This window comes from Paenibacillus sp. J5C2022 (assembly GCF_025567625.1).
In the GTDB taxonomy this organism is placed as follows: Bacteria; Bacillota; Bacilli; order Paenibacillales; family Paenibacillaceae; genus Pristimantibacillus.
The window spans coordinates 175,109-201,961 of the sequence record NZ_JAOQJC010000002.1; the positions used below are offsets into that span (position 1 = coordinate 175,109).

27 protein-coding genes and 1 other RNA gene are annotated in these 26,853 nt (G+C 54.1%); 17 read left to right on the forward strand and 11 right to left on the reverse strand.

Features of this window, described 5'->3' with window-relative positions; translation table 11 throughout:
• Nucleotides 1-63: 63 nt before the first annotated feature.
• Nucleotides 64-1,257, reverse strand: a complete 1,194-nt coding sequence (locus tag M6D81_RS02600; RefSeq protein ID WP_262675240.1) for an MFS transporter — start codon at nucleotides 1,255-1,257, stop codon at nucleotides 64-66.
• Between the two features lie 258 nt (nucleotides 1,258-1,515).
• Between M6D81_RS02600 and hemE the strand changes: the two genes are divergently transcribed.
• From hemE to M6D81_RS02630, 6 genes are all read left to right on the forward strand, one after another.
• Complete coding sequence (gene hemE, locus M6D81_RS02605; protein WP_262675241.1) at nucleotides 1,516-2,592, forward strand: uroporphyrinogen decarboxylase; 1,077 nt, start codon at nucleotides 1,516-1,518, stop codon at nucleotides 2,590-2,592.
• Nucleotide 2,593: 1 nt separating this feature from the next.
• Nucleotides 2,594-3,532 (forward strand): ferrochelatase, encoded by a 939-nt coding sequence (gene hemH / locus M6D81_RS02610; protein WP_262675376.1) that lies wholly within the window; start codon nucleotides 2,594-2,596, stop codon nucleotides 3,530-3,532.
• Nucleotides 3,533-3,537: 5 nt separating this feature from the next.
• Nucleotides 3,538-4,959, forward strand: coding sequence for a protoporphyrinogen oxidase (hemG, locus tag M6D81_RS02615; RefSeq protein ID WP_262675242.1), 1,422 nt, complete (start codon nucleotides 3,538-3,540; stop codon nucleotides 4,957-4,959).
• 271 nt (nucleotides 4,960-5,230) lie between these two features.
• A complete protein-coding gene (locus M6D81_RS02620) occupies nucleotides 5,231-6,565 on the forward strand; it encodes a CapA family protein (RefSeq protein ID WP_262675243.1) in 1,335 nt (444 codons plus the stop codon).
• A gap of 43 nt (nucleotides 6,566-6,608) precedes the next feature.
• Entirely contained in the window at nucleotides 6,609-7,376 is a 768-nt protein-coding gene (locus M6D81_RS02625; RefSeq protein WP_262675244.1) for a glycerophosphodiester phosphodiesterase, read from the forward strand.
• 7 nt (nucleotides 7,377-7,383) lie between these two features.
• Nucleotides 7,384-8,244 (forward strand): DUF92 domain-containing protein, encoded by an 861-nt coding sequence (locus M6D81_RS02630; RefSeq protein ID WP_262675245.1) that lies wholly within the window; start codon nucleotides 7,384-7,386, stop codon nucleotides 8,242-8,244.
• Nucleotides 8,245-8,381: 137 nt separating this feature from the next.
• On the opposite strand, the gene pepF is transcribed toward M6D81_RS02630, so the two are convergent.
• From pepF to M6D81_RS02645, 3 genes are all read right to left on the reverse strand, one after another.
• On the reverse strand, nucleotides 8,382-10,178 hold the full coding sequence (gene pepF, locus M6D81_RS02635) for an oligoendopeptidase F (protein ID WP_262675246.1): 1,797 nt from the start codon (nucleotides 10,176-10,178) through the stop codon (nucleotides 8,382-8,384).
• 249 nt (nucleotides 10,179-10,427) lie between these two features.
• Nucleotides 10,428-10,616, reverse strand: coding sequence for a hypothetical protein (locus M6D81_RS02640; protein WP_262675247.1), 189 nt, complete (start codon nucleotides 10,614-10,616; stop codon nucleotides 10,428-10,430).
• A gap of 45 nt (nucleotides 10,617-10,661) precedes the next feature.
• Nucleotides 10,662-10,895: a hypothetical protein gene (locus M6D81_RS02645; RefSeq protein ID WP_262675248.1), complete on the reverse strand. Its 234-nt coding sequence runs from the start codon at nucleotides 10,893-10,895 to the stop codon at nucleotides 10,662-10,664.
• Between the two features lie 126 nt (nucleotides 10,896-11,021).
• Between M6D81_RS02645 and M6D81_RS02650 the strand changes: the two genes are divergently transcribed.
• A complete protein-coding gene (locus M6D81_RS02650) occupies nucleotides 11,022-11,765 on the forward strand; it encodes a class I SAM-dependent methyltransferase (protein WP_262675249.1) in 744 nt (247 codons plus the stop codon).
• A 112-nt stretch (nucleotides 11,766-11,877) separates the two neighbouring features.
• Nucleotides 11,878-12,075 (forward strand): cold shock domain-containing protein, encoded by a 198-nt coding sequence (locus tag M6D81_RS02655; RefSeq protein ID WP_262675250.1) that lies wholly within the window; start codon nucleotides 11,878-11,880, stop codon nucleotides 12,073-12,075.
• Nucleotides 12,076-12,166: 91 nt separating this feature from the next.
• Here the strand turns inward: M6D81_RS02655 and M6D81_RS02660 are convergent, their stop codons facing one another.
• Nucleotides 12,167-13,369: an MFS transporter gene (locus M6D81_RS02660; protein WP_262675251.1), complete on the reverse strand. Its 1,203-nt coding sequence runs from the start codon at nucleotides 13,367-13,369 to the stop codon at nucleotides 12,167-12,169.
• A 242-nt stretch (nucleotides 13,370-13,611) separates the two neighbouring features.
• On the opposite strand from M6D81_RS02660, the gene M6D81_RS02665 reads away from it, so the two are divergent.
• On the forward strand, nucleotides 13,612-14,640 hold the full coding sequence (locus M6D81_RS02665) for a tetraprenyl-beta-curcumene synthase family protein (RefSeq protein WP_262675377.1): 1,029 nt from the start codon (nucleotides 13,612-13,614) through the stop codon (nucleotides 14,638-14,640).
• A gap of 71 nt (nucleotides 14,641-14,711) precedes the next feature.
• Nucleotides 14,712-15,680 carry a 6-phosphofructokinase gene (gene pfkA, locus M6D81_RS02670; protein ID WP_262675252.1) on the forward strand — a complete coding sequence of 323 codons (969 nt, stop codon included), beginning with the start codon at nucleotides 14,712-14,714 and terminating at the stop codon, nucleotides 15,678-15,680.
• Nucleotides 15,681-15,731: 51 nt separating this feature from the next.
• On the opposite strand, the gene M6D81_RS02675 is transcribed toward pfkA, so the two are convergent.
• The 3 genes from M6D81_RS02675 to M6D81_RS02685 form a co-directional block, all read right to left on the reverse strand.
• Nucleotides 15,732-16,940, reverse strand: coding sequence for a putative glycoside hydrolase (locus M6D81_RS02675; protein WP_262675253.1), 1,209 nt, complete (start codon nucleotides 16,938-16,940; stop codon nucleotides 15,732-15,734).
• A 148-nt stretch (nucleotides 16,941-17,088) separates the two neighbouring features.
• On the reverse strand, nucleotides 17,089-17,283 hold the full coding sequence (locus M6D81_RS02680) for a hypothetical protein (RefSeq protein ID WP_262675254.1): 195 nt from the start codon (nucleotides 17,281-17,283) through the stop codon (nucleotides 17,089-17,091).
• 155 nt (nucleotides 17,284-17,438) lie between these two features.
• On the reverse strand, nucleotides 17,439-18,242 hold the full coding sequence (locus tag M6D81_RS02685) for a YitT family protein (RefSeq protein ID WP_262675378.1): 804 nt from the start codon (nucleotides 18,240-18,242) through the stop codon (nucleotides 17,439-17,441).
• Nucleotides 18,243-18,425: 183 nt separating this feature from the next.
• On the opposite strand from M6D81_RS02685, the gene cshA reads away from it, so the two are divergent.
• From cshA to M6D81_RS02705, 4 genes are all read left to right on the forward strand, one after another.
• Entirely contained in the window at nucleotides 18,426-20,012 is a 1,587-nt protein-coding gene (gene cshA / locus M6D81_RS02690) for a degradosome RNA helicase CshA (protein WP_262675255.1), read from the forward strand.
• Nucleotides 20,013-20,116: 104 nt separating this feature from the next.
• Nucleotides 20,117-20,917 carry a YesL family protein gene (locus M6D81_RS02695; RefSeq protein WP_262675256.1) on the forward strand — a complete coding sequence of 267 codons (801 nt, stop codon included), beginning with the start codon at nucleotides 20,117-20,119 and terminating at the stop codon, nucleotides 20,915-20,917.
• Nucleotides 20,918-20,965: 48 nt separating this feature from the next.
• Nucleotides 20,966-21,149, forward strand: a non-coding RNA gene (ssrS, locus tag M6D81_RS02700) — 6S RNA.
• Nucleotides 21,150-21,259: 110 nt separating this feature from the next.
• On the forward strand, nucleotides 21,260-21,649 hold the full coding sequence (locus M6D81_RS02705; protein ID WP_262675257.1) for a DUF1499 domain-containing protein: 390 nt from the start codon (nucleotides 21,260-21,262) through the stop codon (nucleotides 21,647-21,649).
• Nucleotides 21,650-21,728: 79 nt separating this feature from the next.
• Here M6D81_RS02705 and tpx read toward each other — a convergent pair whose 3' ends face one another.
• Entirely contained in the window at nucleotides 21,729-22,247 is a 519-nt protein-coding gene (gene tpx / locus M6D81_RS02710; protein WP_262675258.1) for a thiol peroxidase, read from the reverse strand.
• Between the two features lie 102 nt (nucleotides 22,248-22,349).
• Here tpx and M6D81_RS02715 point away from each other — a divergent pair, with 102 nt between their 5' ends.
• Both M6D81_RS02715 and gltC read left to right on the forward strand, forming a co-directional pair.
• Entirely contained in the window at nucleotides 22,350-22,997 is a 648-nt protein-coding gene (locus tag M6D81_RS02715) for a rhomboid family intramembrane serine protease (protein WP_262675259.1), read from the forward strand.
• Between the two features lie 29 nt (nucleotides 22,998-23,026).
• On the forward strand, nucleotides 23,027-23,926 hold the full coding sequence (gene gltC, locus M6D81_RS02720) for a glutamate biosynthesis transcriptional regulator GltC (RefSeq protein ID WP_262675260.1): 900 nt from the start codon (nucleotides 23,027-23,029) through the stop codon (nucleotides 23,924-23,926).
• A gap of 92 nt (nucleotides 23,927-24,018) precedes the next feature.
• On the opposite strand, the gene M6D81_RS02725 is transcribed toward gltC, so the two are convergent.
• Both M6D81_RS02725 and M6D81_RS02730 read right to left on the reverse strand, forming a co-directional pair.
• Entirely contained in the window at nucleotides 24,019-24,690 is a 672-nt protein-coding gene (locus tag M6D81_RS02725; RefSeq protein WP_262675261.1) for a zinc metallopeptidase, read from the reverse strand.
• A gap of 31 nt (nucleotides 24,691-24,721) precedes the next feature.
• A complete protein-coding gene (locus tag M6D81_RS02730; RefSeq protein ID WP_262675262.1) occupies nucleotides 24,722-25,162 on the reverse strand; it encodes a MerR family transcriptional regulator in 441 nt (146 codons plus the stop codon).
• A 285-nt stretch (nucleotides 25,163-25,447) separates the two neighbouring features.
• On the opposite strand from M6D81_RS02730, the gene M6D81_RS02735 reads away from it, so the two are divergent.
• Nucleotides 25,448-26,821, forward strand: a complete 1,374-nt coding sequence (locus tag M6D81_RS02735; RefSeq protein WP_262675263.1) for an ammonium transporter — start codon at nucleotides 25,448-25,450, stop codon at nucleotides 26,819-26,821.
• Nucleotides 26,822-26,853: the final 32 nt, after the last annotated feature.

Below are 26,853 nucleotides of genomic sequence, written 5' to 3' on the forward strand. Positions count from 1 at the left end.
CGGCCGTAACAAGGAAGGACCATAAGCTTCTGCGAGATAAGCGGAAGTCTATGGTCCTCTCTGTCATCCTCTTCGAATGAGGGTGTGCCACACCCAAGCGCCGTTCAACAGCATCAGCACGGCGGAGACGAGGAACAAGCCGTTGATGCCGATCCAACCGGACAACGCGCCGCCCGCGATCGGTCCGATCATATTGCCCAGGCTGAGCGTGCTCGTATTGAAGCTGTAGGCCCGGCTCTCCATTCCGTCGGGCGTATACTTCCGGATGAGCGCGTTCACCGCGGGAATGAGTCCGCCGAGGAACAGGCCGAAGATGAAGCGCGAGACGACGAGCTGCCAGACGGAGTCGGCCATCGCTTGCGGGATGAAGGCGATGGCGGCGCCCAGCAGGGAAGCCATCAGGACACGCTGGGCGCCGATCCGGTCGCTCAGCTTGCCCAGCAGCGGCGAGGCGATCATGTTGGACAAGCCCGTGACGGAACCGACGAAGCCCGCCAGGAAGGCGATATTCTCCGCGGAGCCCTGCAGCTCCTGCACGTAGAGCGGGATCAGCGTCATCGGGCTCATATGGGCGAACTGGATAAGCAGCGTAACGCCGAATAAGGAGAGCAGCTGCGGAATGCGGCTCAATTGGCGGAAGCCTTCCATGACGGACACTTGCACGCGTGCGGCAGCCTTGGAGCGGTCGAACGTCTCCTTCACGACGAACAGAGCCAGCAGGGATGCCATGAACAGAAGCGATCCTGTAATATAGAAGATCGGGCGGAAGCCGACGGCATCCGCAAGCAAGCCGCCGATGAAGGGACCCAGTATCGTGCCGGCGATCGCCCCCGACTGAACGGAGCCCATCGCGAAGCCCATGCGATCCTTCGGCGTGGTAGCCGATATAAGAGCGATGGAGGCCGGATTGAAGCCGGAGATCGTTCCGTTCAGCATGCGCAGCAGCAGCAGGTGCCACGGGCTCTCGGCGAAGCCCATCAGCACCATGACGACGGCCATGCCGAAGCCAGAGCGAAGCAGCATCAGCTTGCGTCCGTAGCGGTCCGCAAGCTTGCCCCATATCGGCTGGAAGATGAAGGCGGTGACGAAGTTGCCGGCGAAGATGACGCCCGCCCATATGCCGATCTCATGGGGATCGCTCAAGCCAAGCTCGAATTGCAGATATAGCGTGAGGAAGGGGATGATCATCGTCATACCGGCCATGACGAGAAACTGTCCGCACCACAATACGATAAGATTCTTTTTCCACTGTTCCATAATATCCGATTATAGCACAATGCTTAGGTGTTGTCCTTGGCCTGTCGACAACGTTCGACATGTCACAACTGTCGATATATGCGGGTGGACGTCATCGTTGGCAGCTGCGAAGGAGCACGCGCGACCGTGTTCCAATCCGTACAGATTGCGGCGATTGTCATACTATTGTCATAGGAAAGAGAATATCGGCAGTTGTTAGGTTCCGGTAAAAAGGGCATAATGGTAGCAGACTAAACTACATAGAAATGGGGAACGGGAATGTCTTATAATGACCGTTTCATTCGGGCATGCCGAAAGGAACAGAGTGATCAGGTTCCGGTATGGTATATGAGGCAAGCGGGACGGTACGATCCCGACTATCGTAAAATCAAGGAAAAATACTCCTTGCTGGAAATTTGCAAGCAGCCTGAGCTGGCCGCCGAGGTGACGATGATGCCCGTTCGCAAGCTGGGCGTGGATGCGGCTATTCTGTATTCCGACATTATGAATCCGGTCGCATCGATCGGCATTGATTTCGACATCGTGGCCAATGTCGGCCCCGTCATTCATAATCCGATCCAATCGGCAGAGGATGTGGAGAGGCTGAAGCCGATCGATGTGGAGGGCGATCTCGGCCATGTGCTGGAGACGATCCGCATTCTGGACAAGGAGCTGAAGGTTCCTCTCATTACATTCGCAGGTGCGCCGTTCACGATCGCGAGCTATCTGATCGAAGGCCGCCCGTCGAAAAACTACTTGCGGACGAAAGCGCTTATGTACAGCGAGCCAAAAGTATGGCATGAGCTTATGCGCAAGCTGGGCGATATGGTCATTGCTTATTTGCGCGCGCATATTGCGGCCGGGGGCAAAGCGTTCCAGTTGTTCGACAGCTGGGTGGGCGCGTTGTCTCCCGCCGATTTCAAGCAATTCGTGCTTCCGACGATCCAGCGCATCTTCGCGGAGCTGTCGGATCTGCCGCAGCCGAAAATCTACTTCCCTGGCGTAAGCTCGGGCGAGCTGCTGCCGGAGCTGAAGGGACTGCAGGCCGACGTCATCGGGCTGGACTGGCGCGTTACGATTGAAGAGGGCAGACGGAGGCTGGATCACGGTTACGCCGTGCAGGGCAATCTCGACCCAACCCTGCTGACGGCTCCGATGGACGTTATCCAGAAGTATGCAGCGGAGATTATTGATCAGGGCATCTCGGAGCCCGGATTCATCTTCAATCTTGGCCACGGGCTTTTCCCGGAGGCGTCCCTGGAGAAGCTGGCCGAGCTGACCGCATTCATCCACGACTATTCCGGGAAAGCAATTGCCGCAGCTGCCGGCAAGAAGGAGGAAGTGCACAATGGCTGAACTGAACAAGCGCGTCGGGGTGCTGGTGATGTCTTACGGCACGCCGGAATCCATGGATGACGTAGAAGCTTACTATACGCACATACGACGGGGCCGTCCGCCTGAGCCGGAGCAGCTCGCGGAACTGAAGGAACGGTATGAAGCGATCGTCGGCGGTGTGTTCCCGCTGAGAGAGAATACCAATCTGCAAGTGTCCGGGCTGCAGGAGCAGCTGGACAGGCTGGCTCCCAATAGCTATAGCTGCTATCAAGGGCTGAAGCACGCGAGACCGTATATTGAGGACGGCGTGTCCGCGATGGCGCAAGACGGCATTACGGAAGCAGTCGGCATTGTGCTTGCTCCCCATTACTCCACGATGAGCGTGGGCAGCTACGTGAAGCGGGCGCAGGAGAAGGCGGACGAGCTGGGAGTGGCCATGACGTTCGTGGAGTCCTATCATCTTCATCCGAAGCTGCTTCAAGCGCTGACAGCGCGAGTGAAGGACGGTCTGAATCGGCTGAAGGCAGCCTGCGGCGAGCATGAGCCGCTGGTGCTGTTCAGCGCCCACAGCTTGCCTGAGCGGATTCGGGAGCTGGGAGACCCTTATGAGCAGCAGCTTCTGGAGACGTCGAAGGCTGTCGCGGAAGCGGCGGGCGTCGGCAATTGGCAGTTCACATGGCAGAGTGCGGGACGCACCCGCGAGCCATGGCTTGGCCCGGACATCATGGAGACGCTGGATTCCCTTGCGAACGAAGGCGTGAAGGCGGTATTGTCCGCGCCGATCGGCTTCGTGTCCGATCATCTGGAAGTGCTGTACGATATCGACATCGAAGCGAAGGCGGAAGCGGAGAAGCTTGGGATAACACTGGAGAGAATCGCCATGCTGAACCGGGACCCGCTGTACATGGAGACGCTGGCGGATTCGGTAGCCAGCGCCGCATCGGAACTCGGAAAGGATTGAATAGCATGCGGAGAAGGGAAGCCATCCAACGTATTGTCATTATTGGCGGGGGAATAAGCGGACTGAGCTCCGCTTTTTATTTGCGGCGGGAAGCGAAGCGCCGCGGCATGGAGCTGCAGGTGACGATCGTCGACGAAGCGCAGAAGCTGGGCGGCAAGATTCATACGCTGGAGCGTGACGGCTTTGTCATTGAGAAGGGGCCGGATTCCTTCCTGTCACGCAAGCTGCCCATAATCGATCTGGCCAAGGAGCTTGGGCTGGAAGGGGAGCTGACAGCGACCAATCCGTCGGCGAAGAAAACCTATATTTTGCACCGTCGCAAGCTGCATCCCATGCCGACGGGAATGATGCTGGGCATACCGACGGAGATCGGTCCGTTCGTCAAGTCCGGACTCATCTCCTGGAGCGGCAAGCTAAGAGCTCTGATGGATCTCTTCCTGCCGGTGCGCAAGTCGGCGGATGACGAGACGCTGGGCGGATTCCTGGAGCGCCGCGTCGGCAAGGAAGTGATGCGGCGCATAGCGGAGCCGCTTCTCGCAGGCATCTATGCCGGCGACTTGAAGAAGCTGAGCCTTCGCGCGACTTTCCCGCAATTCCTGGAGTCGGAGCGGAAGCACGGCAGTCTGATCAAAGGAATGCTGCACAACCGGAAAGCCGCAGCCGCAGCGGCATCGAAGTCCGGTGGAAGCACGTTCCTCACCTTCCGCTCTGGACTATCTACTATGGTGCGAGCGCTGGATGATGCGCTCCCGGATGTGGAGCGGCGTCTGGGCGTCAAAGCCGCGGGAATCCATCGTATGGAGAGCGGCGGTTACGAGGTCGAGTTGGCGGACGGAGAGCGTCTCGCAGCCGATCGGATCATCGTTACCGCCCCCGCCTATGCCGCAGCAGAGCTGCTGGAGCCGCTGTCGGATTGCGAGGAGCTGCGTACGATCCGCTATGTGTCGGTCGCCAATGTGGTGCTGGCATACGACAAGGAGCAATTCGGGCTGTCCTTCGACGGCACCGGATTTGTCGTCCCCCGCTCGGAAGGGCTTCATATTACGGCTTGTACATGGACGTCGACGAAGTGGCTGCATACCAGCCCTTCGGACAAGGTGCTGCTGCGCTGCTATGTGGGCCATTCCGAAGACCAGGAGAGCGTCAAGCTGCCCGATAAGGAGCTGATCGCGGCCGTCAGAGCGGATATACGCTCTGTGCTGGGGGTAACTGCGGAGCCGCTGTTCACCGAGATTACGAGACTCAATCGTTCCATGCCGCAATATCCGCTGGGCCATGTGGAGCGGATGCGGGAGCTGCGTGGCAGGCTTAAGGAGCAACTGCCGGGCGTATGGGTGACAGGAGCCGCGTTCGACGGCGTCGGACTTCCCGACTGTATCAGGCAGGGCAAGGAAGCTGCTGCTATCGTGCTCGACGAGCAGAACTAAGCCATTTGAAAGCAGATTTGATGTAGCGTTTGGAATATGGTCGGATGTTATACGCCACTGCCTCTCGCGAAGCGGAAGCTGAGCTTGCAGGCAGTGGCGTTTCTGCGCCAGTCCATGCGAGTCAGCAAAAGTCAGCGTGAGTCAATGCGAGTCTGCCAATCTAGCGAATCCCGAATAGGCACGATGCGAAAATGAAGGTATAATGATAGGAGTCCGCATATTGCGGAAATTTGATCCATTTTATGAATCAACGCCGAAAAGGAGATATTCCATGTCACTATCCCGTATGCAAACGTACCAGCGCCGCAAGAGCAGTCGCAGCACTAAAAACCGCCGCCGCTTCGCCACAAGCTTGGTCATTGCGGGGGTTGTTCTCGTTGGCGCTGGCGTCTACCTGTCTATCGGCCATTCTGATATTTTATCTCTTTTCCATAGAGACGCGAAGTCTGCAACCGGGCTTGCTTCCGAGAATCCGGGCAATAGCGGGCAAGAAGAGAAGAACGGCATTGCCGGAGATCGGGAGGAGCGGAATGCGACCGAAGAGCAGACCGATGCTGGTAATGAGACGGAGGAAGCGCAGGAGCAGGAGGCAGGCGCGAATGAAGGAACAGGCAATGATCAGGAGGGGACTGCAGGCACGCCATTAACGGATGAAGACCTTGTAGCCCTGTCTTTCACGGGAGACTTGCTTCCTGACGAGTATATTGGCGATCTGCTCAAGACGCAAGGATACGACTATCCATATCGCGATATTCTCCTTTATTTGAGCGAACCTGACGTGTTGGCGGGCAATCTGGAGACGCCGATTACACTTCGCGGGACGCCGATGGAGCATGAGAATTTGGAATATGTGTACAGGGGCTCACCCGATGTGCTGCCGGCCATGGCAAGCGCGGGGTTCGATGTATTCAGCCTGGCTAACAACCACGCCATGGATCAGGGTGTGGAGGGGATGCTGGATACGAAGGCGTATCTGGACGAGGCGGGAATCGGGAACTTTGGCACGGGCAGCAACGACGTCGAAGCATTCGCTCCGCTTGTGAAGGAAGTAAGGGGAATGAAGGTCGCTTATATCGGCGTTAGCCGGGTCATTCCATTCGCTGAGCTGAAGGCGGACAGGAACGTGCCCGGCATCGCGGAGACCTACGACACGACTAGAGCGGTCAAGGCGATTCAGAAGGCGGAGGAAGAAGCGGATATCGTGGTGGTTATGGTGCATTGGGGCAAAAATAATGAAGAAGAGCTGGAGCCGTACCAAAGCCGCTTCGCGAAGGAATATATCGATGCAGGGGCGGATCTCGTCATAGGCAGCCATCCGCATGTGCTGCAGGGGTTCGAGAAGTACAAAAACCGATGGATCGCTTACAGCTTGGGCAACTTCATATTCTCGAAAAATCCGGAAGGGAAATTCGGCGAGACCGGAGTGCTGGATGCGCACTGCAACAAGCTAGGGGAATGCGAGCTGACCTTCCATCCGATGCGGGTCGTCGACGCCCAGCCAGTACCGATGGAAGAAGAGGAAGCCGCAGTACTGCTGGACAGGCTGTCTTCCATATCATATGGAGTACGGGTAAGTGCCGACGGCAGGCTGACAGCGGAGAAGTAAGGAATTGACATCAAGGTGAACAGCATGAGAGGGGACTGACGGGATGAGAAATCCTTGCGTGGCGCATCGAGGCTGGTCGGGCAGGGCGCCCGAAAATACGATGGCCGCATTCCAACTGGCGATCGAAGCGAAGGATGTGGAGTGGATCGAATGCGACGTGCAGCTGTCGAGGGACGGCGTGCCGGTCGTTATACACGATTACAATCTGCGCCGCACGACGAACGGACGGGGCGATGTGAGGAGCTGGACGGCGGCGGAGCTGGCCTCGCTGGATGCGGGCGGCTGGTTCTCTCCGCAGTTCAAGGGAGAATCCATTCCGACGCTAGAAGAGCTGTTGATCGCAGCTGCCGGCCGCTGCAAGCTGAATATTGAATTGAAGACGGACGGAGTCCGCTACCCCTCGCTGGAGGAGAAGGTGCTTCAGCTGATACGGGAGCATCATGCGGAAGCGGATGTGGTCATAACGTCCTTCCATGCCGGGGCGCTTCACAAGCTGAGAGGGCTGACTTCCGTCGTGCGGACCGGCCTCATCGTGGACGGATGGAGATCGACGCTCATCGAGGAGCTGGAAGGGCTTGGAGCGGATTTCCTGTCGATCGGCTATTCCAAGCTGAACGGGGAGCGCATGGAGCAGTTGAAGGAAGCCGGTATACAGCCGATGGCGTGGACCGTGAACGACAAGCGGCTTATTCGAAAGCTGACGCTGCTCGGGCCGGAGCTTCTTATATGCACGAATTACCCGGACCGTTGGAAAGAAGTGGTAGGACAGGAGAGAGTGAGCGGAACGATGTCGTTATTGAAAGGATGGTGAGCGGGCAATGGTCGGAATATGGGACGAATGGTGGCTAAGGCTGTTGGTTGGCTTCCTGGGCAGCGGCGCCGCCGCCGCGCTCGCTTACCGCGAACGGGCGTTGACGGCATCAGGGGCCTTGTCGGCCCTTGTGATGGGGACAGGCTTCGTGACGCTCGGGGAGCCGCTATGGTTCGGGCTGCTTATCGCCTTCTTCATCTCCTCTACGGCGTGGTCGAAGTGGAAGAGGAACCATCGCCGGAAGGCCGAAGCGGAGCGCAAATACGAGAAGACCGGCCGCCGCGACGCCGGTCAGGTGTGGGCGAACGGCGGCGTCGGACTGCTGCTCTGCGCCGCGCATGCCATATGGCCCCATGAGGGTCTGGTGTATGCGTTCATCGGCGTCATGGCCGCCGTGAATGCGGACACCTGGGCGACCGAGATCGGGGCCCTCAGCCGAACGGCGCCGCGCTCCATCCGGAGCGGCAAGCCGGTCGCCCCCGGCACGAGCGGCGGCGTCACGCCGCTCGGAAGCGCAGCAGCGCTGGCGGGCGCCGTCTTCATCGGCGCCGCTGCCGCGCTGCTGCAGGCGCTCGCGCAGCCGGCATCCGCGGCTGCCGATGCGCCCGCGGCAACCGCGGCGGCGTATATCGCCGCGGCTGCCGCAGCGGGCCTGGCCGGGGCCTTCGCCGATTCGCTGCTCGGCGCCACCGGCCAGGCCATGTTCCGCTGCCGGGTATGCGGCAGCGAGACGGAGCGCGCCGAGCATTGCGGCCGTCCGGCGCGGCATGAGCGCGGCTTCGCCGCGCTGAACAACGACAGGGTGAACCTGCTGTCGTCGTTGCTCGCCGGCCTGCTGGCTGCCGCCATCGGCCATCTGCTGGCTTGATTGCGTCAGCAGGTCGCGAGCAATCAAAACGCAAAAAGCAAAAAGCCCTTGCCAGAGCTGCGCAGAAGCGCATAGCCGGCAAGGGCTTTTATCATTGCTGTGTTCTGATTCGGTATGCGGCGAGAGTCCGTTCCGCACTATTTGCCGGATGTAAGCTGCTCCATCTGCTTGATCAAATCCTCGAACACGCTCATTGCCTGCTCGATCGGCTCCGGAGAAGACATGTCGACGCCGGCTTTCTTCAGGATGTTGATGGAGAAGTCGCTGCCGCCGCTTCTCAGGAAGCCGAGATAGCGGTCCACCGCCGGCTGGCCTTCCTCCAGAATCTGCTTGCAGAAGCTCGTCGCCGCCGAGAAGCCCGTCGCATATTTGTACACATAGAAGCTGTTATAGAAATGCGGAATGCGAGCCCATTCCATCTCAATGTCCTTGTCGACGACCATATCCTTGCCATAATAGTTCACGTTCAGGTCGTAGTAGATTTTGCTGAGCTCCTGCGGCGTAAGCGACTCGCCGCTTTCCGTACGCTCATGCACAATTTTCTCGAACTCCGCGAACATCGTCTGACGGAATACCGTTGTGCGGAATTGATCCGCATAGTAGGTAAGCAGGTACATTTTCTCCTTGTCATCCGTCGATTTGCCCAGCAAGTAGTCCATGAGCAGCGCTTCGTTCAATGTCGAAGCGACCTCCGCCAGGAAGATCGTATATTGCGCATCGCGGTAATCCTGATTGCCGTCGGAATAATAGGAATGCAAGGCATGACCCATCTCGTGCGTCAGCGTGAACATGCTGTTCAGGTTGTCCTTATGGTTCAGCAGCACGTAGGGATGGGTGCCGTACGAGCCCCAGCTGTATGCGCCGCTGCGCTTGCCTTCGTTCTCATATACATCGATCCAGCCGTTGTCGTAGCCATCCTGCAGCGCTGCCAGATAGTCTTCGCCAAGCGGCTTCAAGCTTTCCTTGACGATTCCTTTCGCCTCGTCATAGCTGATCGGCATATCGAATTCCTCCACCAGCGGGGCGAACAGATCGTACATGTGAAGCTCATCTACCCCGAGCAGCTTCTTGCGAAGCTCCATGTAGCGGTGCATAAGCGGCAGATGCTTGTGGATCGTATCGATCAGGTTGGTGTACACTTCCTTCGGAATGTTATCCCCGTACAACGACATGCCCAGCACAGAATCATACTTGCGAGCCTTGGCATAAAAAATGTTTTTCGTAACGTTTGCGTTTAACGTGGCGGCCAAAGTGTTTTTCAGCTTGCCATATGTATCGTACATGGTGTGGAAGGCTTCCTTGCGAACCTCGCGATTTTTGCTCTCCAGAAATTGAATGTAACGGCCGTGCGTCAATTCCACTTCCTCGCCATTCTCATTTTTCACTTTCGGGAATTTCATATCGGCGTTGTTCAGCATGCCGAAAATATTGCCCGGCGCGGAGCTGACATTGCCGACCTGCGCCAGCAGCGCTTCTTCGCTCTTGGACAGGACATGAGCCTTCTGACGGCGCATTTCCTCCAGCGTATGCCGGTACTTCGCCAACTGCTTGCCCTTGATCATTGCGTCAAGAGCATCATCGGTCAGGCTAAGCACCTCCGGCGTGACGAACGACAGCGCTTCTCCCAGCTCAACACTCAGCTTGCGCGCCTTCTCCGACAACGATTGATTGCCCGGCTCCGCCATGTCTTCATGATGCCTCATGTTGGCGAATACATATAGCCGTTCTACATGCAAGGACAACTCATCCTCCAGCTCGAAGCAGGCTTTCAGCTGCATCGGGTCGGACAGCTTGCCTTGGTAGTCCGCCATTTTGCCCATAAGCGACTTTACTTTGTCATACTCCTCGTCCCACTTCTTCTGAGAGTGGAAGATGTCCTCCAGCTTCCAGCGATAGGCTGCATCCGTCTCTGAACGTTTCGGTAATTGACTCATCGAATTCCTCCTAAAATGAGATTGGTCGACTTTGTGATGGGGCAGCTTCGCGCCGAATGAAACGGTTGGCATTGCTGCCGCGCATTGAGACAGCGTCACAGCTAGCAGCAAGGGCAGCCACTTCTTCATGATCTCACCTCAAGAGAAATAGTTATCGTAATCCCGGCAGTCGGGTTAAAGTCCCTTCCGCAGCAGGAATATAGGTTCTCTCACTATGCCCTATCGGCTATCGGATTATGCGAAAGACAGTCACTGCCGCCCCGTTCCCATATTGAACAAAGCGTATACGATAAGAAAAAATGCAAAGCCGATCAACAAAATCGAGAAGATGGCCATCGCTCTGCGCAGGCGCGGCGGAATGGAATCCCGCTTCATGATGAGTACGGCGCCGAGCGAAAAGGCCGCAATGATGAAAATGATCGCTGATGTAGCATCCATGTCAGATGTATGTACCTCCTCTCATGAATATGCTTCTTATGCAGGCTACACTTGTTTGAATGCGCTCATGATGCTTGCAAGCTCCTCTTCGTTCCCTGTGAAATCCTCTGGACGGAATCGCTTTTCGGCCCAGTTCATCATTTCGGGGCGGCTGAGGAACGTATGGCAGTCTTCTCCCCATTCATCGGATATTTCGCGTACGATTAACGTTTTGCCCTGTACTTCGACAGTCAGCATGTTGTATTTATCGCGTTTGTAAATTTGATGTTTTTTAAACATATTTTATCACCTCTTGCTCGATGTTTATGGTAATATTACCATAATAGCTATTCTGGACAGGGTAAGCAATAAGAATAGCTGTTGTTTCCTGATTATGCAAGCGCAAGCTGGGCAGGAAGAGACGAGATGAGATGGACGAGACGAGAAGAGGAGAGGGTAACGATGACGAATGAGATCTACGAGCAGATTGGCGTAGCCATGACCTGCAGAAGCTTCGAGGAATACTGCCGCATGTTCGATTTGCAGGCTTCCGACCTGGAGGGAGGGGCCATTCTCGACGTTGCCGGCGGCGGGTCCTCGTTTACGGCGGAGGCCAGAGCGCAGGGTTACGAGGCATATGCGGTTGATCCGCGTTACGAAGGCGATATGAAGGCCTGGATTTACGAAGCTGCAGAGGAGATTGCCACTTCAACTGCGAAGCTTGCGGGCTTGATGGAGCAGTTCGATTGGAGCTATTACGGCTCTTTGGAGAGTCATCGCGAGGGCCGGGAACTTTCGCTGGTCCGTTTTTCCAACCATGTCAGGTCGAAGGAAGGGCAAGGCTGTTACGTAGCAGCCTCGCTGCCGAGCCTTCCGCTTGGGGACGATTCATACAACCTTATATTTTGCAGTCATTTTCTGTTCTTGTATGCTGAGCAGTTCGGGTATGAATTCCACGAGCAAGCGGTAGCGGAGTTGATCAGAGTATGCAAGCCGGGCGGTCAGATTCGCATCTATCCGCTTATCTCGCTGCACTGGAAGCCGTATCTTCATTTGGAACGACTCATTGCTCATATTCGCAGCTTGGGGTGCGAAGCGGTGCTGCAGGAGACGAAGCTGCCGTTCATACAGGCGTCTACCCATTATTTGATAATAATGAAAATAAATTGATATATCGCCTTTTGTTGAGTCATGCCTCCTGAAATTGCATTTCCTTTCGTGGAACGCTATAATGAATGCATTCGCTGATCAATCAGCGATTAACTTTAGGAGGTTATGCAAGTTGAAAGGTACTGTTAAATGGTTCAACGCAGAGAAAGGCTACGGCTTTATTCAAGTGGAGAACGGAGAAGACGTGTTCGTCCATTACTCCGCGATCCAAGGTGACGGCTTCAAATCGTTGGAGGAAGGTCAAGAGGTGGAATTCGACATTACGGAAGGAAACCGCGGCTCTCAAGCGGCAAACGTCCATAAACTATAATCGGAAGTGGCACGTTGCATGAAGGGAATCACCCAGGGCCCCTTCCGCATCCATAGGATGCGGAAGGGGCCCTTCTGTCGTGCGGGACGTGTTAAGCGCTTCGGTGTCTTAGGTGGTAGATCAGGAAGCCGACAGCGGCTGCAACACCGATAGCCGTACCTGTCTGATAGAAGACGACGCGGCCGAATTGCTCATAAAGGAAGCCTCCCAGCACGCCGCTTGCGAGTCCCGCCAAGCCGATCCAGACGACGGCGTATACGGCTTGTCCCGAAGAGCGGTACTCATCGGGAATGAGCTGCGAGATATACCTGAGCGCGGAAGAGAAGTAGACGCCGAACGTTATGCTGTGCATGGCTTGCGTAGCGATAATCCAGGCAGGGTCTTCAATTTCTCCGATCAGCCACAAGCGAAGAGCGTACATGAGCGAGGCGAATACGAGCAGCGGCAGCTCTCGCAGCTTGTGTCCATACTTGCCCAGCAAGAACAGGATTGGGATTTCACTGACGGCGGATACGAGCCACGCCAGCCCGACCAGCGAATCGCTCGCGCCAAGCTGGCGCATCGAGACGGCCAGAAAGCTCTCATACATGCGATGCGAGATGGACACTAGCAGGATGAGCGAGAAGAAGAACAAGACGCGCCGCTCACGAAGCAGCTTGAAAAAACCTGAGAACTGGAAGCGCGTCGCGCTCTCTTGATAATCCCTCAACAGTAATGCCGCAATGAAGGATAAGCTGATTGTCCCTGCCGTTAATGCAAGAGTCCATTCCGTGCCGATCTGCTTCAGCAATAATCCGAATGCGTAGGCGCAGAAGGCGAAGCCGAGCGAGCCGAAGATGCGAACGAGCGCGTAAGGCGTTCCCGTATGCTTGCTGGACAACAGAATCAGACTGTCGGACAGCGGCAATATCGGGGTCTGGAAAAAGTAAAAAGCGGTCATAATGACGCAAATGATCGCGAACTGGGATACCGGGAACAAGAGCCCGATCATGACTAGCTGCCCAAGCAGCAGCAGCAGTAGCAGCTTGCGGATCGTGCGGAATTTATCGCTGACAAAGCCCATCAGGATGTTGGCGAATATGGAGATGAACGGGCCAGTGGAATAGATGATGCCAATCTGTCCTTCCGTGAAGCCCATGTCCAGAAAGTATAATGGGATAAACGATACGACGAGCGCTTGCGTGGCAAATGAAATAAAGCTGAATGTGCGAAGCGCGGTCGTCTCTCGCTTGGCGGTTGCAGACAGACCGGCTGCGCGCTCATGAGCGGCTGCGGGTTGCATGCCCTTCATCATGTCTTTCTCACTCCGTCTCTCTAGTAGAATGGCATGTTATCCAGTATACCATGAATGGCATACCGATGAATGGCTGGATTATTGTCTGTTGAAATGGTACATTATTGAGTGGAGGTTTAGTAGAATGGATCAACAATTGGAGCCTCGCAGGCACTCCTAAGGAGATTTACAGCAGAGGAGGTGCGTTCGTGAGATTGACGACCTTATCAGGGGCGAGTGCGCCTAAGGGGCCGATCAAGCTGATGCATCGTGTATACAAGTATGTGCTGCCAGAAGTAGAAGAAGAGCTGAGGAAGCTTCGCCTTCGCGCGGAAGCTATACCGGATGCGGAATTGCGGGGACAAGCGCTCAGCAGCATGAGCGACAAGAAATTTCATTGCCAGGGCGGAGGCGTGTATGCGGCAGCCAATCTGGAATACCGGCACGTGCTCATACCGTTAATCGTTGCTCTTCAGACGATCAGCGATTATCTGGACAATCTGTGCGACCGTAGCACTTCATTGGATGCCGACGACTTCCGGCTGCTCCACCAGTCCATGCTGGACGCGGTGAATCCCGAAGCGGAGCTTCGCGATTATTATGAGCTGCGCAGCGAGCGGGACGACGGCGGTTACTTGCATCATCTTGTCCGCACTTGCCAGAGCCGAGTGGCACAGCTGCCATCCTACAGCAGCGTGCAGGCGCATGTGAGGGAACTGGTCGCTTTATATGGCGATCTGCAGGTGTACAAGCATATACGCAAGGATTTGCGAGAAGAACGTCTGCTGGCGTGGTGGGAGAAGCATCGCGGCTATTATCCTCATCTGCAGTGGAATGAATTCGCTGCGGCAACGGGATCTACGCTGGGCATGTTCATGCTGTTCCTGGCCGCTGCTGAGGATGGACTGTCGCAGGAGGACGCTGCAGGCATTCGATCCATATACTTTCCGCATGTATGCGGATTGCATATATTGCTGGACTATTTAATCGATCAGGAAGAGGACCAATTGGGCGGAGATCTGAATTTCTGCAATTATTACGAAAGTCAGCAATTGCTGGTTGAGCGAATCGGAACGATTGTGGAACGCGCGAGGGAAGATGTCAAGCGGCTCCCGGCATCCCGCTTTCACCGGCTTATTATCGAAGGGCTTCTTGCGCTTTACCTGTCCGATCCGAAGGTGAGCCATCAGACGGAAGTGAAGCAGGTGTCGCGGAAGCTGATGAAGAACAGTCCCATTACGCGCTTGTTCTTCTTGGTCAATAGCAACTGGATTCGCAGGCAGCAGACTTAACGGCCGCAGCCGGCGCGTTCGGTTCAACATATTATTTATGCAATCATGCACATCAGAGTGGAGGAATGATTATGTCTGCAGTGAAATCAATTGCAGTACTGACAAGTGGTGGAGATTCTCAAGGGATGAATGCAGCGGTAAGGGCCGTCGTTCGCAGCGCCTTGTTCTACGGGCTGGAGGTATATGGCGTTCAGCGCGGTTATCAAGGACTCTTGAACGACGATCTTCGCCCGATGGACTTGCGCAGCGTGGGGGATATTATTCAGCGCGGCGGAACAGTGTTGCAGACTGCCCGCTGCAAGGAATTCACAACGCCGGAAGGACAGCAGCGCGGCGCGGATATTCTTCGCACGAGAGGCATCGACGGTCTCGTAGTCATCGGCGGAGACGGATCGTATCAAGGTGCGAACAAGCTGAGCAAGCTGGGCATCAAGACGATGGGCTTGCCGGGAACGATAGACAATGACATTCCATTCACGGACGTGACGATCGGATTCGATACGGCGGTAAGCATCGTAGTGGACGCGATTAACAAAATTCGCGACACGATGTCCTCTCACGAGCGTTCTTCCGTAGTGGAAGTCATGGGACGCCATTGCGGCGACATCGCCCTGTATGCCGGTCTGGCCAGCGGCGCCGAGACGATCCTCGTACCGGAGGTGCCATTCGATCTGCAGGAAGTGGCGACGCGCATGAAGACCAACTTCGCCAACGGCAAGCGGCACAGCATTATCGTCGTTGCCGAAGGCGCGGCGAAAGGCGAAGACGTGGCACAGCAGATTACTTCGATCAGCGGCATCGAGGCGAGAGTGACTGTGCTGGGACATATTCAGAGGGGCGGCACGCCGACGGCTCAAGATCGCATTCTGGCCAGCCGCTTGGGCGATTTCGCGGTGCGTCAGCTTATTGCGGGCGATTCCGGCAAGGCATGCGGCGTTGTGCAGGGCGAGCTGAAGACGACGGACATCGAGACTGTGACGACGACCAAGAAGCCGTTCGACATGAACATGTACGAGCTGGCATTGCGGCTGTCGCAATAGTGAGGAATAGGAACAGGGCTGAAGAAGCGGCAAGCTTCTCCAGCCCTGTTTTCATTTGTAATCCACACCCGCGGAATACTTGTTCCCGGCGTTCCAGAGCAAGTATTCGTCAACCCCGGTATCCTTCAACGCCTTGATCTGTGCTTCCACTTCCGCTTTACCGTATTTGATATAGTTGCCCTTGCCCAGCCAGCTCGCTGTAAAGTCCTGAATCCAGGGCCGGACGATGGGCTTAAGCTCACCGGTATCCGCCAGCTTCTCATGCGTGTCTTCGATCGCCCCTTTAATCGTCTCGTAGGGGCTTCTGTCCGGCGCCTTCTGGTTGAACCAGCCCGTGCTGTAATGGCTGGGATAGATCATCGGCGATATGATATGCACATCGTTGGATATCTTGACGAAGTCCTGACCGATTCCTTCGGCGGCAGGCACCGATGCGGCATAGCCGAATATATCGACTGATACTCTGACTCCCAGCGGCTCCAGCTGCTCCCTGGCGTACTTCACGAAGCCGGCAACGGCATCTACCCGGGACATTTCCTCTGTCTTGGTGAAGGTCAAGGAATCAGCGCGGTTCTCGAAGCCTTCCGGGAATCGGACATAATCGAACTGAATTTCCTTGAATCCCAGCCGAGCCGCTTCCTTGGCCACTGCAATATTGTAATCCCATACTTCCTTGTTGTAAGGATTGACGAAGCTCTCGCCCCGGCCGTTCTTCCAGATCGTCCCGTCTTCATGCAGGAAGGACAGCTCCGGCCGCTTGACGGCAAGCACTGTGTCCTTGAACACGACGATCCTGGCGATAGGGTATATTTCGTGCTCGTTGAGTGTCTTCATCAGACTCTCGATGTCCGGTATGAATTTCTTCGGCGTTCCCAGCTCCAGCAGCTCCGGTGTGGTTGTCTGGTAAGTAATGTACCCGTTATCGTCTTTAATGTCGATGACCATGCTGTTCAGCTCGGTATTGTCAACCAGCTCCAGCAAGCTCGCCATGCGCGGATGTCCGGTTGTGTGGGCGGTGACGTATATGCCTTTCACGACGGGGGCATCCGGTTGCGGGTCCTTCTTGGCTGCTGCCGCGGCATTCCGATCCGCAGCTTGCCTGTCTACTTCGGCCAGCGTCTGCACATCGGGCTGCAAAATGGTGTCTCCGGCTGCCGCGTTTATGTAGGCGATTGCAAGCTGCTTGGCTGCCGCATGCTCCTCACCGGTGCCGGTCAGCAAGCTGTACAACAGCAGAAAAGTAGAAATAATGATATCCATTATGCTCTCTCCCCGTTAGCTATTCTGAAACAAATTATAAAGCACAACCAGTCGCGGGTCACTCTTTTTTTGAAGGAGGCGGGAAACGAAAAACGCCAGCCGAGCAGTAGCGGTCGACTGGCGCGTACATTGTTCCTATCTCCCGGACCTAATGAAGCCAAGCTTCCTTCTGCCCGTTGCAAATGCTGACTTGCACGATTTCCACAGCGTCGGCAGGCTCCAGCAGAGCAAGGCCATCACGGAGAACGATGCTAGTGTCAAGCTCCTTGGATGTGAGGAAAGGACTCAGTTCAGGAACTAGCCGTTCAACGATTTCAGACAATTTGACTGTTTCCATATCCATCTGGCATCACCCTTTCATCCTAATCTTCGTCATTAGAAAGCCGGGTACATCCTATGGCAAGAAACTTGGGTTGCGGGATACACATATTATAACAGGAACCTATTTAAAAACATAGCGAATGGAAGCGAAATCCATGTATGTACATATGATGCAGCTTACTCGTCGTTGCTTTTCCGGAAATCGCCGACGACACCCACGGTCTCCACAATGTTAATGAACGCATGGGGGTCGATTGAAATGATCGTTTTGCACAGCTCGTTAAGCTCGTATTTGGTACGGACAGTCATCAGCATATCTCTTTCTGCGGATGAATAAGCGCCTCTTGTTTTGACAATTGTAATGCCTCTGGGATGGGTCAGCAGTCTCGCCAGAATGTCCTCCGTCTTCGTCGTAATGATGAATGCCGTTACTTTAATATGCCTCACATGCACGAGATCTACTATTTTTCCAGCCGTGAAAATAGCGACCAGCGAATATAGCGCCAAGTCCCAATTGCCCGAAAATAAGATCAGAACGGCTATTACGCTACCATTAAGCAAAAAGATGAGCATCCCTACCGGCAAGTCTCGCTTGCGTGTCACTATGGAAGCCACAACGTCAAAACCGCCCGAAGAACCTCCGTATCGGAGGGCGAGTCCGCTTCCGAAGCCAATTATGATGCCGCCGAATACGGCTCCCAGCAGAATGTCGTCGGCGATCGACATCACGGGAATGATCTGCAGCAGAAGGCTTGATGCCACAACGGAGTAAATGCTCCACATGACGAAGCGGCGTCCCAGCGCATACCAGCCCCATATGAGGACGGGAAGGTTCAGGAACAAGAACAGCCAGCCTATATTCCCGCCCGTTATGTAGCCTATCATCATCGATATGCCGGACATGCCGCCGCTAAGCAGCTGATGGGGAATGAGGAACAGGTTGAAGCCTGCCGCAACCAAAAACGCTCCCAGCGTCATCATGAGAATCGTTATTCCGTAGCGTGATTTATGGACATTCAAAGCAATCTCTCCTATGCCATTCAGCCAAATGGTTATTTCTTTAGTATGCCTTTTTATGCTTTGCTGGTATTCACGTAAGGTTTTGTGCTATAATGATTTGGATATTTTTAAGTAGGCTGAAGATAGAAGGAGTATGAGAAAAGTTTGAAAACATTTGCTGAATTCGGCTTGGAACCAAAGGTACTGCAAGCAATTACGGAGCTTGGATTTGAGGAATCGACTCCAATTCAGGATAAAGCGATTCCGGTAGCGATGTCTGGCAAGGATATGATCGGCCAGGCGCAGACAGGGACAGGAAAGACAGCGGCATTCGGAATTCCGCTCATTAACAAAATTCCGATTACTGAAGATCGCATCGTTGCACTCATCATGACACCGACGCGCGAGCTCGCCATTCAGGTAGCTGATGAGATCGGAAAGTTGACACGCTTTAAAGGACTGCGCTCGTTGCCGATTTACGGCGGTCAAGAGATCGGCCGGCAAATCCGCGCATTGAAGAAACGTCCTCAGATCATTATTGGTACACCGGGGCGTCTACTGGACCATATTAACCGCAAAACGATCAAGCTTGAAGATGTTAAGACGGTCGTACTGGACGAAGCGGACGAAATGCTGGATATGGGCTTCATGGAAGACATTCAGTCTATTCTGAAGCTGGTGCCGGACGAGCGTCAGACGCTATTGTTCTCGGCAACGATGCCGGCGAACATTCAGAAGCTGGCTCAGCAGTTCCTGAAGGAGCCCGAGCATGTATCGGTCATTCCTAAGCAGGTAACGGCGCCATCGATCGAACAAGCTTACATTGAAGTGCATGAGCGTCAGAAGTTCGAAGCGCTCGGCCGCTTGCTGGATATGGAATCACCGGAGCTTGCCATCATCTTCGGACGCACGAAGCGCCGTGTCGACGAACTGAGCGAAGCGCTGCAGAAGCGCGGATACTCCGCGGACGGGCTTCATGGCGATCTGTCGCAGAATCAGCGCGACAACGTCATGCGCAAGTTCCGTGACGGCAGCATCGATGTGCTGGTTGCAACAGACGTTGCGGCTCGCGGACTGGATGTATCGGGCGTAACGCACGTTATCAACTTCGACTTGCCTCAAGATCCGGAGAGCTATGTGCACCGTATCGGCCGTACAGGCCGCGCCGGCAAGGAAGGCAAGGCATGGACATTCGTATCGCCTCGCGAGATCGATCATCTGCACTTCATCGAGCGCATTACGCGTCAGCGCATGACGCGCAAGCCGCTGCCGAGCATTGCGGAAGCGATCGAAGGCAAGCAGCGCGTTACGGCAGAGCGGATTATCGAGATCGTGCAGAACGAAGAGTTCTCGGAATACAAAGCGCTGTCCATTCAATTGCTGGAGCAATATGATTCCGTCCAGCTGCTGGCTGCATGCATGAAGCTGCTGACAGGCGAGAAGAAGGATGTCACGATCGAGCTGACGCCTGAGGAGCCGATCCGCGCCAAGAAGCGCAGACCGGACATCCGCTCCAATGGACGGCCGTTCAACCGCAGCGGCGGTGGCGGCTATCGCGGAGGCGGACGCAGCGGCGGAGGAGGCTACCGCGGCGGCAATGACAACAATCGCAGCGGCGGCGGTTATCGCGGCGGCGGACGCAGCGGCGGCAGCGGCGGCAGCGGCTACGGCTATAAGCGTAGTGAAGAGGGTCGCGGCGATCGCAGACCAAGAAGCTCCGGTTCCTCCGGAGGTTACTCCAATAACGAATAGCGCATGACCATCCGGGGAAGTCCGTGACGCCTTACGGGCATCGGACTTCCCCGTTTTCTGTGCTTGGCTTATGGTTGACTACATATTATTTGGGGGCGAAGCTGATGGAACCTAGAGGGCTAATGGGAGGATTTTACCGCATATCTGAATGGATTATGAGGTTTTCCGTCATCAATTTGCTATGGATCGCGTGTTCGATTCCGTTTTTCTTTTTCCTCCTGACACTGTTCGTAGGTACGGGAGAGCAGCTCACAGATGAGCAGCTATTGGGCAATATGTATATGACGCTTATATTAATGGCCGTAGTAGCGCCGTTCACATTATTTCCGGCGACGGCGGCGATGTTCACGGTTGCCCGCAAGTGGGTAATGGGCGAAGTTGACGTGCCGCTATTCAAGACCTTCTTCCGCGGCTACAAGGAGAACTATAAGCAGAGTATGCTGGGCGGCATTCTATATACGCTCTTGTTCACCATTATGGTAGTGGACTTTATCGTCTATCGCGAGCAGTTGAATATCCTTTCATATATATTCATCGCCTTTCTTATCTTGCTTGGCGTGTCGATGTTCAATTTCTTCTCGATGCTGGCTCATTATCATATGAAAACGTTTCAACTTCTGAAAAATGCGCTGCTCATTACGATCGGCAAGCCGTTCCGCTCCCTCTCCACGGCGATTATGGCAGGTGTAGTTGCGTATATCAGCACGCAGTTCACATTCCTGATTCCGTTCTTCATGGGAAGCATTATCGCTTATCTGTCTTTCTGGAACTTCAATATTATTTATTTGAAGCTGCAGGAGCAGGCGGAGAAGATGAAGCAGTCTGAAGAGGAAGAGGCGGAGGAGGCGGCCGAGATGGACCGCGAGGATCTGGTGAAGGACGATTCCAAGGATTCCTTGAAATAACATCCCGGGCGGAGTTTACTTTTGGTTGGGAACAGTCTATAATAACTATACATCCTGCGATGTTCGTTTCGACTCTTCGTTGTTTTGAACCAATGGCTGTTTCTTGGGAGTTCAACATATCAGCGTGGCTGTCATGCCCCTGTTGAGGGGACTTCAAAAGCGCTGCTGCGGACACCCACCTGCGAGAGCGGGTTCAGAAACATGTGAGTCTGACGGCATAAGCGGGTTTTTACTTACCAGGGAAGAGCTTTCGTCTTTATTCCGGCGAAAGCTCTTTTTTCATGCCTGAAAACATGGTATCATAGAGTTTATGTAGATAGATGCCAGAGGGGGAGATCGTTGTTGTTGAAGCGGACCTTGATCGGGCTGCTGCGCAGTCATGAAGCGACGGGCGACAGGGCAAAGGATCCATTGCTGAAATCGCACTTTTACAAGTTGACCAAGGACAAGGCTTGGGAGGAAGTAGTATCCACTGTTAAGAAGATGCAGGGGTATAAAGTGCTTCATGAAGTGGAATCGGTTGGCGAGATTGTGATGGAGAAGCGCACGGTCACGGGCAGAACAATGGACATTACCGTTTCTGTCATCGGCGTTGACCCGCTTAGGTCGGCGGTAGACATCTATTCCGCCTCGCGCGGCTCTTTAGGGGATTTGGGTTCGAATTATCGCGTTATACTTGAAATATACCGAACGTTAGACAAGCGGTTAGCCGCATTCAAAGTAAATAGTTGATCCATAAGCAAAGCGAGGAAGGGAAGCCCTTCACTCGCTTTGTTTGCGGTATGTAGCAGCTTTGAGGCTAAATTAAGCTCTACAGCAATTCCTTTACAGCTGCAAGTGCCTTGTCGTAATCTGGATGCTCAGCCATTTCGGATAAGTATTCAACGTACTTAATCGTGTTATTTTGGTCGATGACGAAGATTGCGCGCATATCCAGGGCAAACTCTTTAATAAGCACGCCGTACGCTTCGCCGAAGCTGTTGGTTTTATAATCGGACAGCATAACGACTTTGTCTACGCCTGCAGCGCCGCACCAGCGCGCCTGCGCGAATGGCGTATCTACGCTTACTGTGAGAACAACGACGTTGTCACCCAGGCCTGCAGCTTCTTCGTTGAAGCGGCGCGTCTGCATGTCGCATACGCCAGTATCAATGGACGGGACCACGCTGATCAGTTTGATCTTGCCGCTGTAATCGTTCAGAGCGGCCGTCTCCGTCAACGATTTGTTCAGGGCGAAGTCAGGCGCTTGATCCCCTGCCTGCAGCGCTGGACCGATTAATGTGATGGGGTTGCCTTTCAACGTTGCTACGCCCGTACGTTCTTGTGCCATAATGAAATTCCTCCTCCAATGGGGTTTGATCGATACGACATTCATTATAATCGTTTAAGAAGAGAGTTGTCCAATTATTGGCGGGTGAAAGGGGGTAATGGAATGATATTTCTGCGCTATGAAAGTTTTCGGGGATACTTGCGCAGCTATCCCGGCACGTCTGTGCTTGTATTGCTCAATATCGTTTACTTTATTGTGATCGCAGCGAAGGGTGACCCGAACAACGTTTTGCATGCTTTCCGGATGGGTGCCTTCGTATGGGATCCCGTGAACGATCCGTTTGGTCTGGAGCAGCCGTGGCGATATATCGTATCCCAGTTTATGCATGCTGACTTCAGTCATTTGTTTTTTAATATGTTCGCCTTGATCGTATTCGTTCCGCCGCTTGAATATTTACTGAAGACGGTTAGATTTATTCCGTTTTACTTGCTCTGCGGCATCGGCGGCAATCTGTTGTCGGCGATTATGGATTTGATGTTCGGAGATGGCGATCCCAATATAGGTGTAGGAGCCTCCGGGGCGATCTACGGCGCTTACGGAGCGTACCTGTTCATCGCGCTTTTCAGGAAATCGATGTTGGACAGCGGTTCGCGACAGACGATCTATATTTTATTGGGGTTTGGCATCTTGTACTCCATTATGATGGTGAAAGTTAGCTTGTGGGGTCATGTGGGAGGCCTGCTGACGGGATTTTTGCTTTACAAACTATTTGAATCGGCACATTTATGGAGACGGCAGCGTCCGTCTTAAATGTTGAAAATGGAGAGAGTGCGGACGGTATGGAACTACGACAATTGTATTATTTCGTAAAGGTAGCGAAGAAGGAGCATGTAACGCAGGCTGCGGAGGAGCTTCATGTCGCGCAATCGGCCGTCAGTCGGCAAATCCACCAGCTGGAAGAGGAGTTGGGGGTTAAGTTGTTCGTGCAGAAAGGGCGCAACCTGCAGCTCACTCCGGTAGGTGCGCTCTTCTTGAAGCGCGCGGAAGTGATATTGGCCGATCTGGAGCGTGCGGTAATTGAGATTCACGAATTTCTGGACCCCGAGAAGGGGGAGATCCGGCTCGGCTTCCCCCATAGTCTGGGAATATCACTTATTCCGCAAGTTGTGGCGGCGTTCCGGAAGCTGCATCCCAACGTGAAGTTCCGCTTCAAGCAAGGGATGTATCCGACGCTTATTCGTGACCTGACGAAAGGGGAGATCGATCTTGCCTTCATCTCGCCATTCCCGAAGGAGCATGAGCACGTATGCGGGGAAGTGCTTCTGACGGAAGAGTTATATGCGATACTGCCCCCCGGACATTCGCTGTCGGCAGAGAAGGAGATTGAGCTGAAGCAGCTGGAGCAGGAGACGTTCGTTCTGTTCAGCGAGGGCTACTCGCTTCGTCCTATCGTATGGGATGCTTGCGAGCGTGCGGGATTCGTACCGAAGATCGGCTTCGAAGGGGAGGAGACGGATACGATCAGAGGGCTTGTAGCTGCCGGTATGGGGGTCAGCCTGCTGCCGGAGATGGCGCTGGATTATCGCGGCCCTCTCCAGCCCGAGAAGGTGAAGATATGCAATCCGTCTGTCACGAGAACGATCGGATTGATCCGCCGGTCCAATGAGAAGCTGCCGTTAGTGGCGAAGGTGTTTCACGGCTTCCTCGTTCGTTATTTCCAAGACCGTCAAGATAGATGACAGGGCACCCAGTTTTTATATAGATTAGGTGGAAAAAATAAGGCCGTTCCCTCGGGTCAATGCTGACCAAGGGAACGGCCTATATATTTATTCTAGTCTCTGTTCTGCGTAAAGATAAGAATATAGCGCAGCAGTTCCATCAAGGACAAGAGAGCTGCGGCCACATAGGTAAGTGCTGCGGCGTTCAATACTTTGGCGACGCCCCGCTCCTCATTGTTCGTAATGAAGCCCTCGGCGACCATTAGCTCACGTGCCCGGTTGCTGGCGTTGAACTCGACGGGCAGTGTGATCAGCTGGAAAGCGACTGCGATAGAGAAGAAGATAATGCCGAGTCCGATCAAGCCTAACGCATTGAACAGGAAGCCGGCGATCAGCAGGAACGGCGCAATGCCGGATGCGAAGTTCACTATCGGGAATATGCGGTGCCGCGCGACGAGGAATGGATAATGGACCTTGTGCTGGATCGCATGTCCCACCTCGTGGCAGGCGACGGAAATGGCCGATATGGAGCTCTCGTAATATACCGGTTCCGACAGTCTCACTACCCGATTGATGGGGTCGTAATGGTCGGTCAGAGCTCCACGGACCGGTTCGATCGGTACGTCATGCAAGCCGTTGCTGTCCAGCATTCTTCTTGCGGCCTGATACCCTGTCAATCCGCTGCTTGCTTGCACCTGAGTCCATTTCTTGAATGTGCCCTTCACACGGAATTGCGCCCAGATTGTCAGGGCGAAAGCCAACAATACTGGAATGTACATCATCATGGTTGATTCCTCCGTTACATGGTTGTCTTCGTTACATGAGAGAGCTCTTGTTCGTCAGGAGCATCAACGCTTCGATACAGGCGGCGGCTTGGGGCATCATTCGGGTGTACAAGCGGTTGACTTGCCGCGGCTTCATCTTCTTGATGACGGGCTCGAGCTCCTTCACTTCCTGCTCCAGCTTGGCAAGATGCTGCTGTATCTCCGATAATTTCAATGTCACCTGTTCGTCCGGCGTCACTTCGCTCCAAGTGCTTAACGCGGATTTAATCTCATCTAACGTATACTTGGCTTTTTTCATCTCCTCAATACGTTCAAGCCGCTGTAAAGTTTCATGTGCATACAGGCGATAATTTTTTTCTGTCCGCTTTGCCGGCTCGATCAATCCGAGCTTCGTATAATAATCGATTGTTCTGGCGCTTATATTCGATATTCTCGACAATTCTCCGATCCGATATAGCTCTGCGATTACCATTCTTTCACCGCCCTTATTCATCTTCTATTTCTAATATTAATAGGAATGAGATCATACAGTCAAACGTTTGCGTTGTTCCTCTAGTGGATGTTATTGGGGATAGCGGAAGGGACGAAAGATTTGCGTAACCATACCTTACATATTCACGTGATTTCATATAACAATGAGCGGTGTTTCGACTATTTTAACATTTTTTGTTGCCAAATCAATGGCCTGATACTATAATGGCAATATGGATTTCAGTAAGTGTCAGAAAAAATAACATACAAGGGGAGAGTGGACGCTTTGGTGAAGAAAGTAATATTGGCGTTAAGCTGCATGACGATTTTGTTTCCGGTGATGGCATTGGCTGCAGGGCCTGAAGCGGCTGTGCTTGACACGGGATTGAATTCATTGTGGATTATTTTATCCTTTATACTGGTACTGCTTATGCAAGGCGGCTTTATTCTGCTGGAAGCCGGCTCGACAAGGATGAAGAATGCAGGTCACGTTGCCGGAAAAACCATCTTCACAGTAGGATTTGCCGCTCTTATCTATTGGGCTGTAGGTTACGGTATCGCATTCGGCGGCGATTTGGGCGACAGCATGCTTAACAAATTTATGGGCTGGGGCGAATTTTTCTTTAGTCCCGCAACGGAGATGGCAGATGGCGAATCTTTTACGACGGCAGTATTCTTCCTGTTCCAGCTCGCATTTGCCGCCATTTCCCTTTCAATCGCATGGGGGGGATTTGCCGAACGGGCAAAGCTATCGGCTTACGTCGTATTTACAATCGTATTTATCGCTTTCATTTATCCTGTAGTAGCGCACTGGATTTGGGGCGGCGGATGGTTGGCCGACCATGGTGCGCAAGATTTTGCCGGATCTACAGTAGTGCATTTGACAGGTGCGGTTGCCGCATTTGCCGCTACTGTGCTTCTGAAGCCGAGAATCGGCAAGTTTAACAAGGACGGCTCAGCCAATGAGATATTGGGCCATAATCAGGTGTTTACAGCGTTGTCTGTGCTGCTGCTCTGGGTCGGCTGGTTCGGTTTCAATGCGGGTTCGACAGTTGCGATCGGTGACGGCTTCTTCACTTACGTCGCGTTTACGACGATGCTTGGAGCAGGTGCAGGCGGCGTAGCGGCACTGCTCATTTCGTGGGCGGTGCAAGGTAAGGCGGATATTACGACGATGTTGAACGGTACGCTTGCCGGTCTGGTGGCTATTACGGCATCTTGTGCATTTGTGGAGCCGTGGGCTGCGGTCGTCATCGGTCTGGTAGCAGGCGTGCTGGTATTCTACAGTGTGAAATTGTTCGAGAAGCTGAAGGTGGACGATCCCATTTATGCCCTTTCCGTTCATGGTATGGCAGGCATATGGGGAACGCTTGCGAACGGGATATTCGCCACGCAGGCTTTGGCAGACAAGGTTGGCGTAGGGCAAGGCGGGTTGATCGATACCGGCAATTGGAAGCAGCTGTGGGTGCAATTCCAGTCCGTTGTCGTAGCAGGGGCTTTCGTGCTTGTCGTTTCCTTTATAGTACTAGGCATCATGAAGAAATTTATCGGATTCCGCGTAACGGAGGAGCAGGAAATAATCGGGCTTGACCTTAGCGAGCATGGCGCGTACGGTTATCCTGAGCAATTGAAGAAGCCGGGTGGGGATATAAGCGTATAATGGCTGTAACGGAACAGGGGAGTGACCTGCGC

Coding starts and splice junctions, on each gene's coding strand:
- M6D81_RS02600 (WP_262675240.1), bottom strand. CDS start 1,257: ATGGAACAGTGGAAAAAGAATCTTATCGTATTGTGGTGCGGACAGTTT.
- hemE (WP_262675241.1), top strand. CDS start 1,516: ATGTCTTATAATGACCGTTTCATTCGGGCATGCCGAAAGGAACAGAGT.
- hemG (WP_262675242.1), top strand. CDS start 3,538: ATGCGGAGAAGGGAAGCCATCCAACGTATTGTCATTATTGGCGGGGGA.
- M6D81_RS02620 (WP_262675243.1), top strand. CDS start 5,231: ATGTCACTATCCCGTATGCAAACGTACCAGCGCCGCAAGAGCAGTCGC.
- M6D81_RS02625 (WP_262675244.1), top strand. CDS start 6,609: ATGAGAAATCCTTGCGTGGCGCATCGAGGCTGGTCGGGCAGGGCGCCC.
- M6D81_RS02630 (WP_262675245.1), top strand. CDS start 7,384: ATGGTCGGAATATGGGACGAATGGTGGCTAAGGCTGTTGGTTGGCTTC.
- pepF (WP_262675246.1), bottom strand. CDS start 10,178: ATGAGTCAATTACCGAAACGTTCAGAGACGGATGCAGCCTATCGCTGG.
- M6D81_RS02640 (WP_262675247.1), bottom strand. CDS start 10,616: ATGGATGCTACATCAGCGATCATTTTCATCATTGCGGCCTTTTCGCTC.
- M6D81_RS02645 (WP_262675248.1), bottom strand. CDS start 10,895: ATGTTTAAAAAACATCAAATTTACAAACGCGATAAATACAACATGCTG.
- M6D81_RS02650 (WP_262675249.1), top strand. CDS start 11,022: ATGAGATGGACGAGACGAGAAGAGGAGAGGGTAACGATGACGAATGAG.
- M6D81_RS02660 (WP_262675251.1), bottom strand. CDS start 13,369: ATGATGAAGGGCATGCAACCCGCAGCCGCTCATGAGCGCGCAGCCGGT.
- M6D81_RS02665 (WP_262675377.1), top strand. CDS start 13,612: ATGCATCGTGTATACAAGTATGTGCTGCCAGAAGTAGAAGAAGAGCTG.
- pfkA (WP_262675252.1), top strand. CDS start 14,712: ATGTCTGCAGTGAAATCAATTGCAGTACTGACAAGTGGTGGAGATTCT.
- M6D81_RS02675 (WP_262675253.1), bottom strand. CDS start 16,940: ATGGATATCATTATTTCTACTTTTCTGCTGTTGTACAGCTTGCTGACC.
- M6D81_RS02680 (WP_262675254.1), bottom strand. CDS start 17,283: ATGGATATGGAAACAGTCAAATTGTCTGAAATCGTTGAACGGCTAGTT.
- M6D81_RS02685 (WP_262675378.1), bottom strand. CDS start 18,242: ATGATGACGCTGGGAGCGTTTTTGGTTGCGGCAGGCTTCAACCTGTTC.
- M6D81_RS02695 (WP_262675256.1), top strand. CDS start 20,117: ATGGAACCTAGAGGGCTAATGGGAGGATTTTACCGCATATCTGAATGG.
- tpx (WP_262675258.1), bottom strand. CDS start 22,247: ATGGCACAAGAACGTACGGGCGTAGCAACGTTGAAAGGCAACCCCATC.
- M6D81_RS02715 (WP_262675259.1), top strand. CDS start 22,350: ATGATATTTCTGCGCTATGAAAGTTTTCGGGGATACTTGCGCAGCTAT.
- gltC (WP_262675260.1), top strand. CDS start 23,027: ATGGAACTACGACAATTGTATTATTTCGTAAAGGTAGCGAAGAAGGAG.
- M6D81_RS02725 (WP_262675261.1), bottom strand. CDS start 24,690: ATGATGATGTACATTCCAGTATTGTTGGCTTTCGCCCTGACAATCTGG.
- M6D81_RS02730 (WP_262675262.1), bottom strand. CDS start 25,162: ATGGTAATCGCAGAGCTATATCGGATCGGAGAATTGTCGAGAATATCG.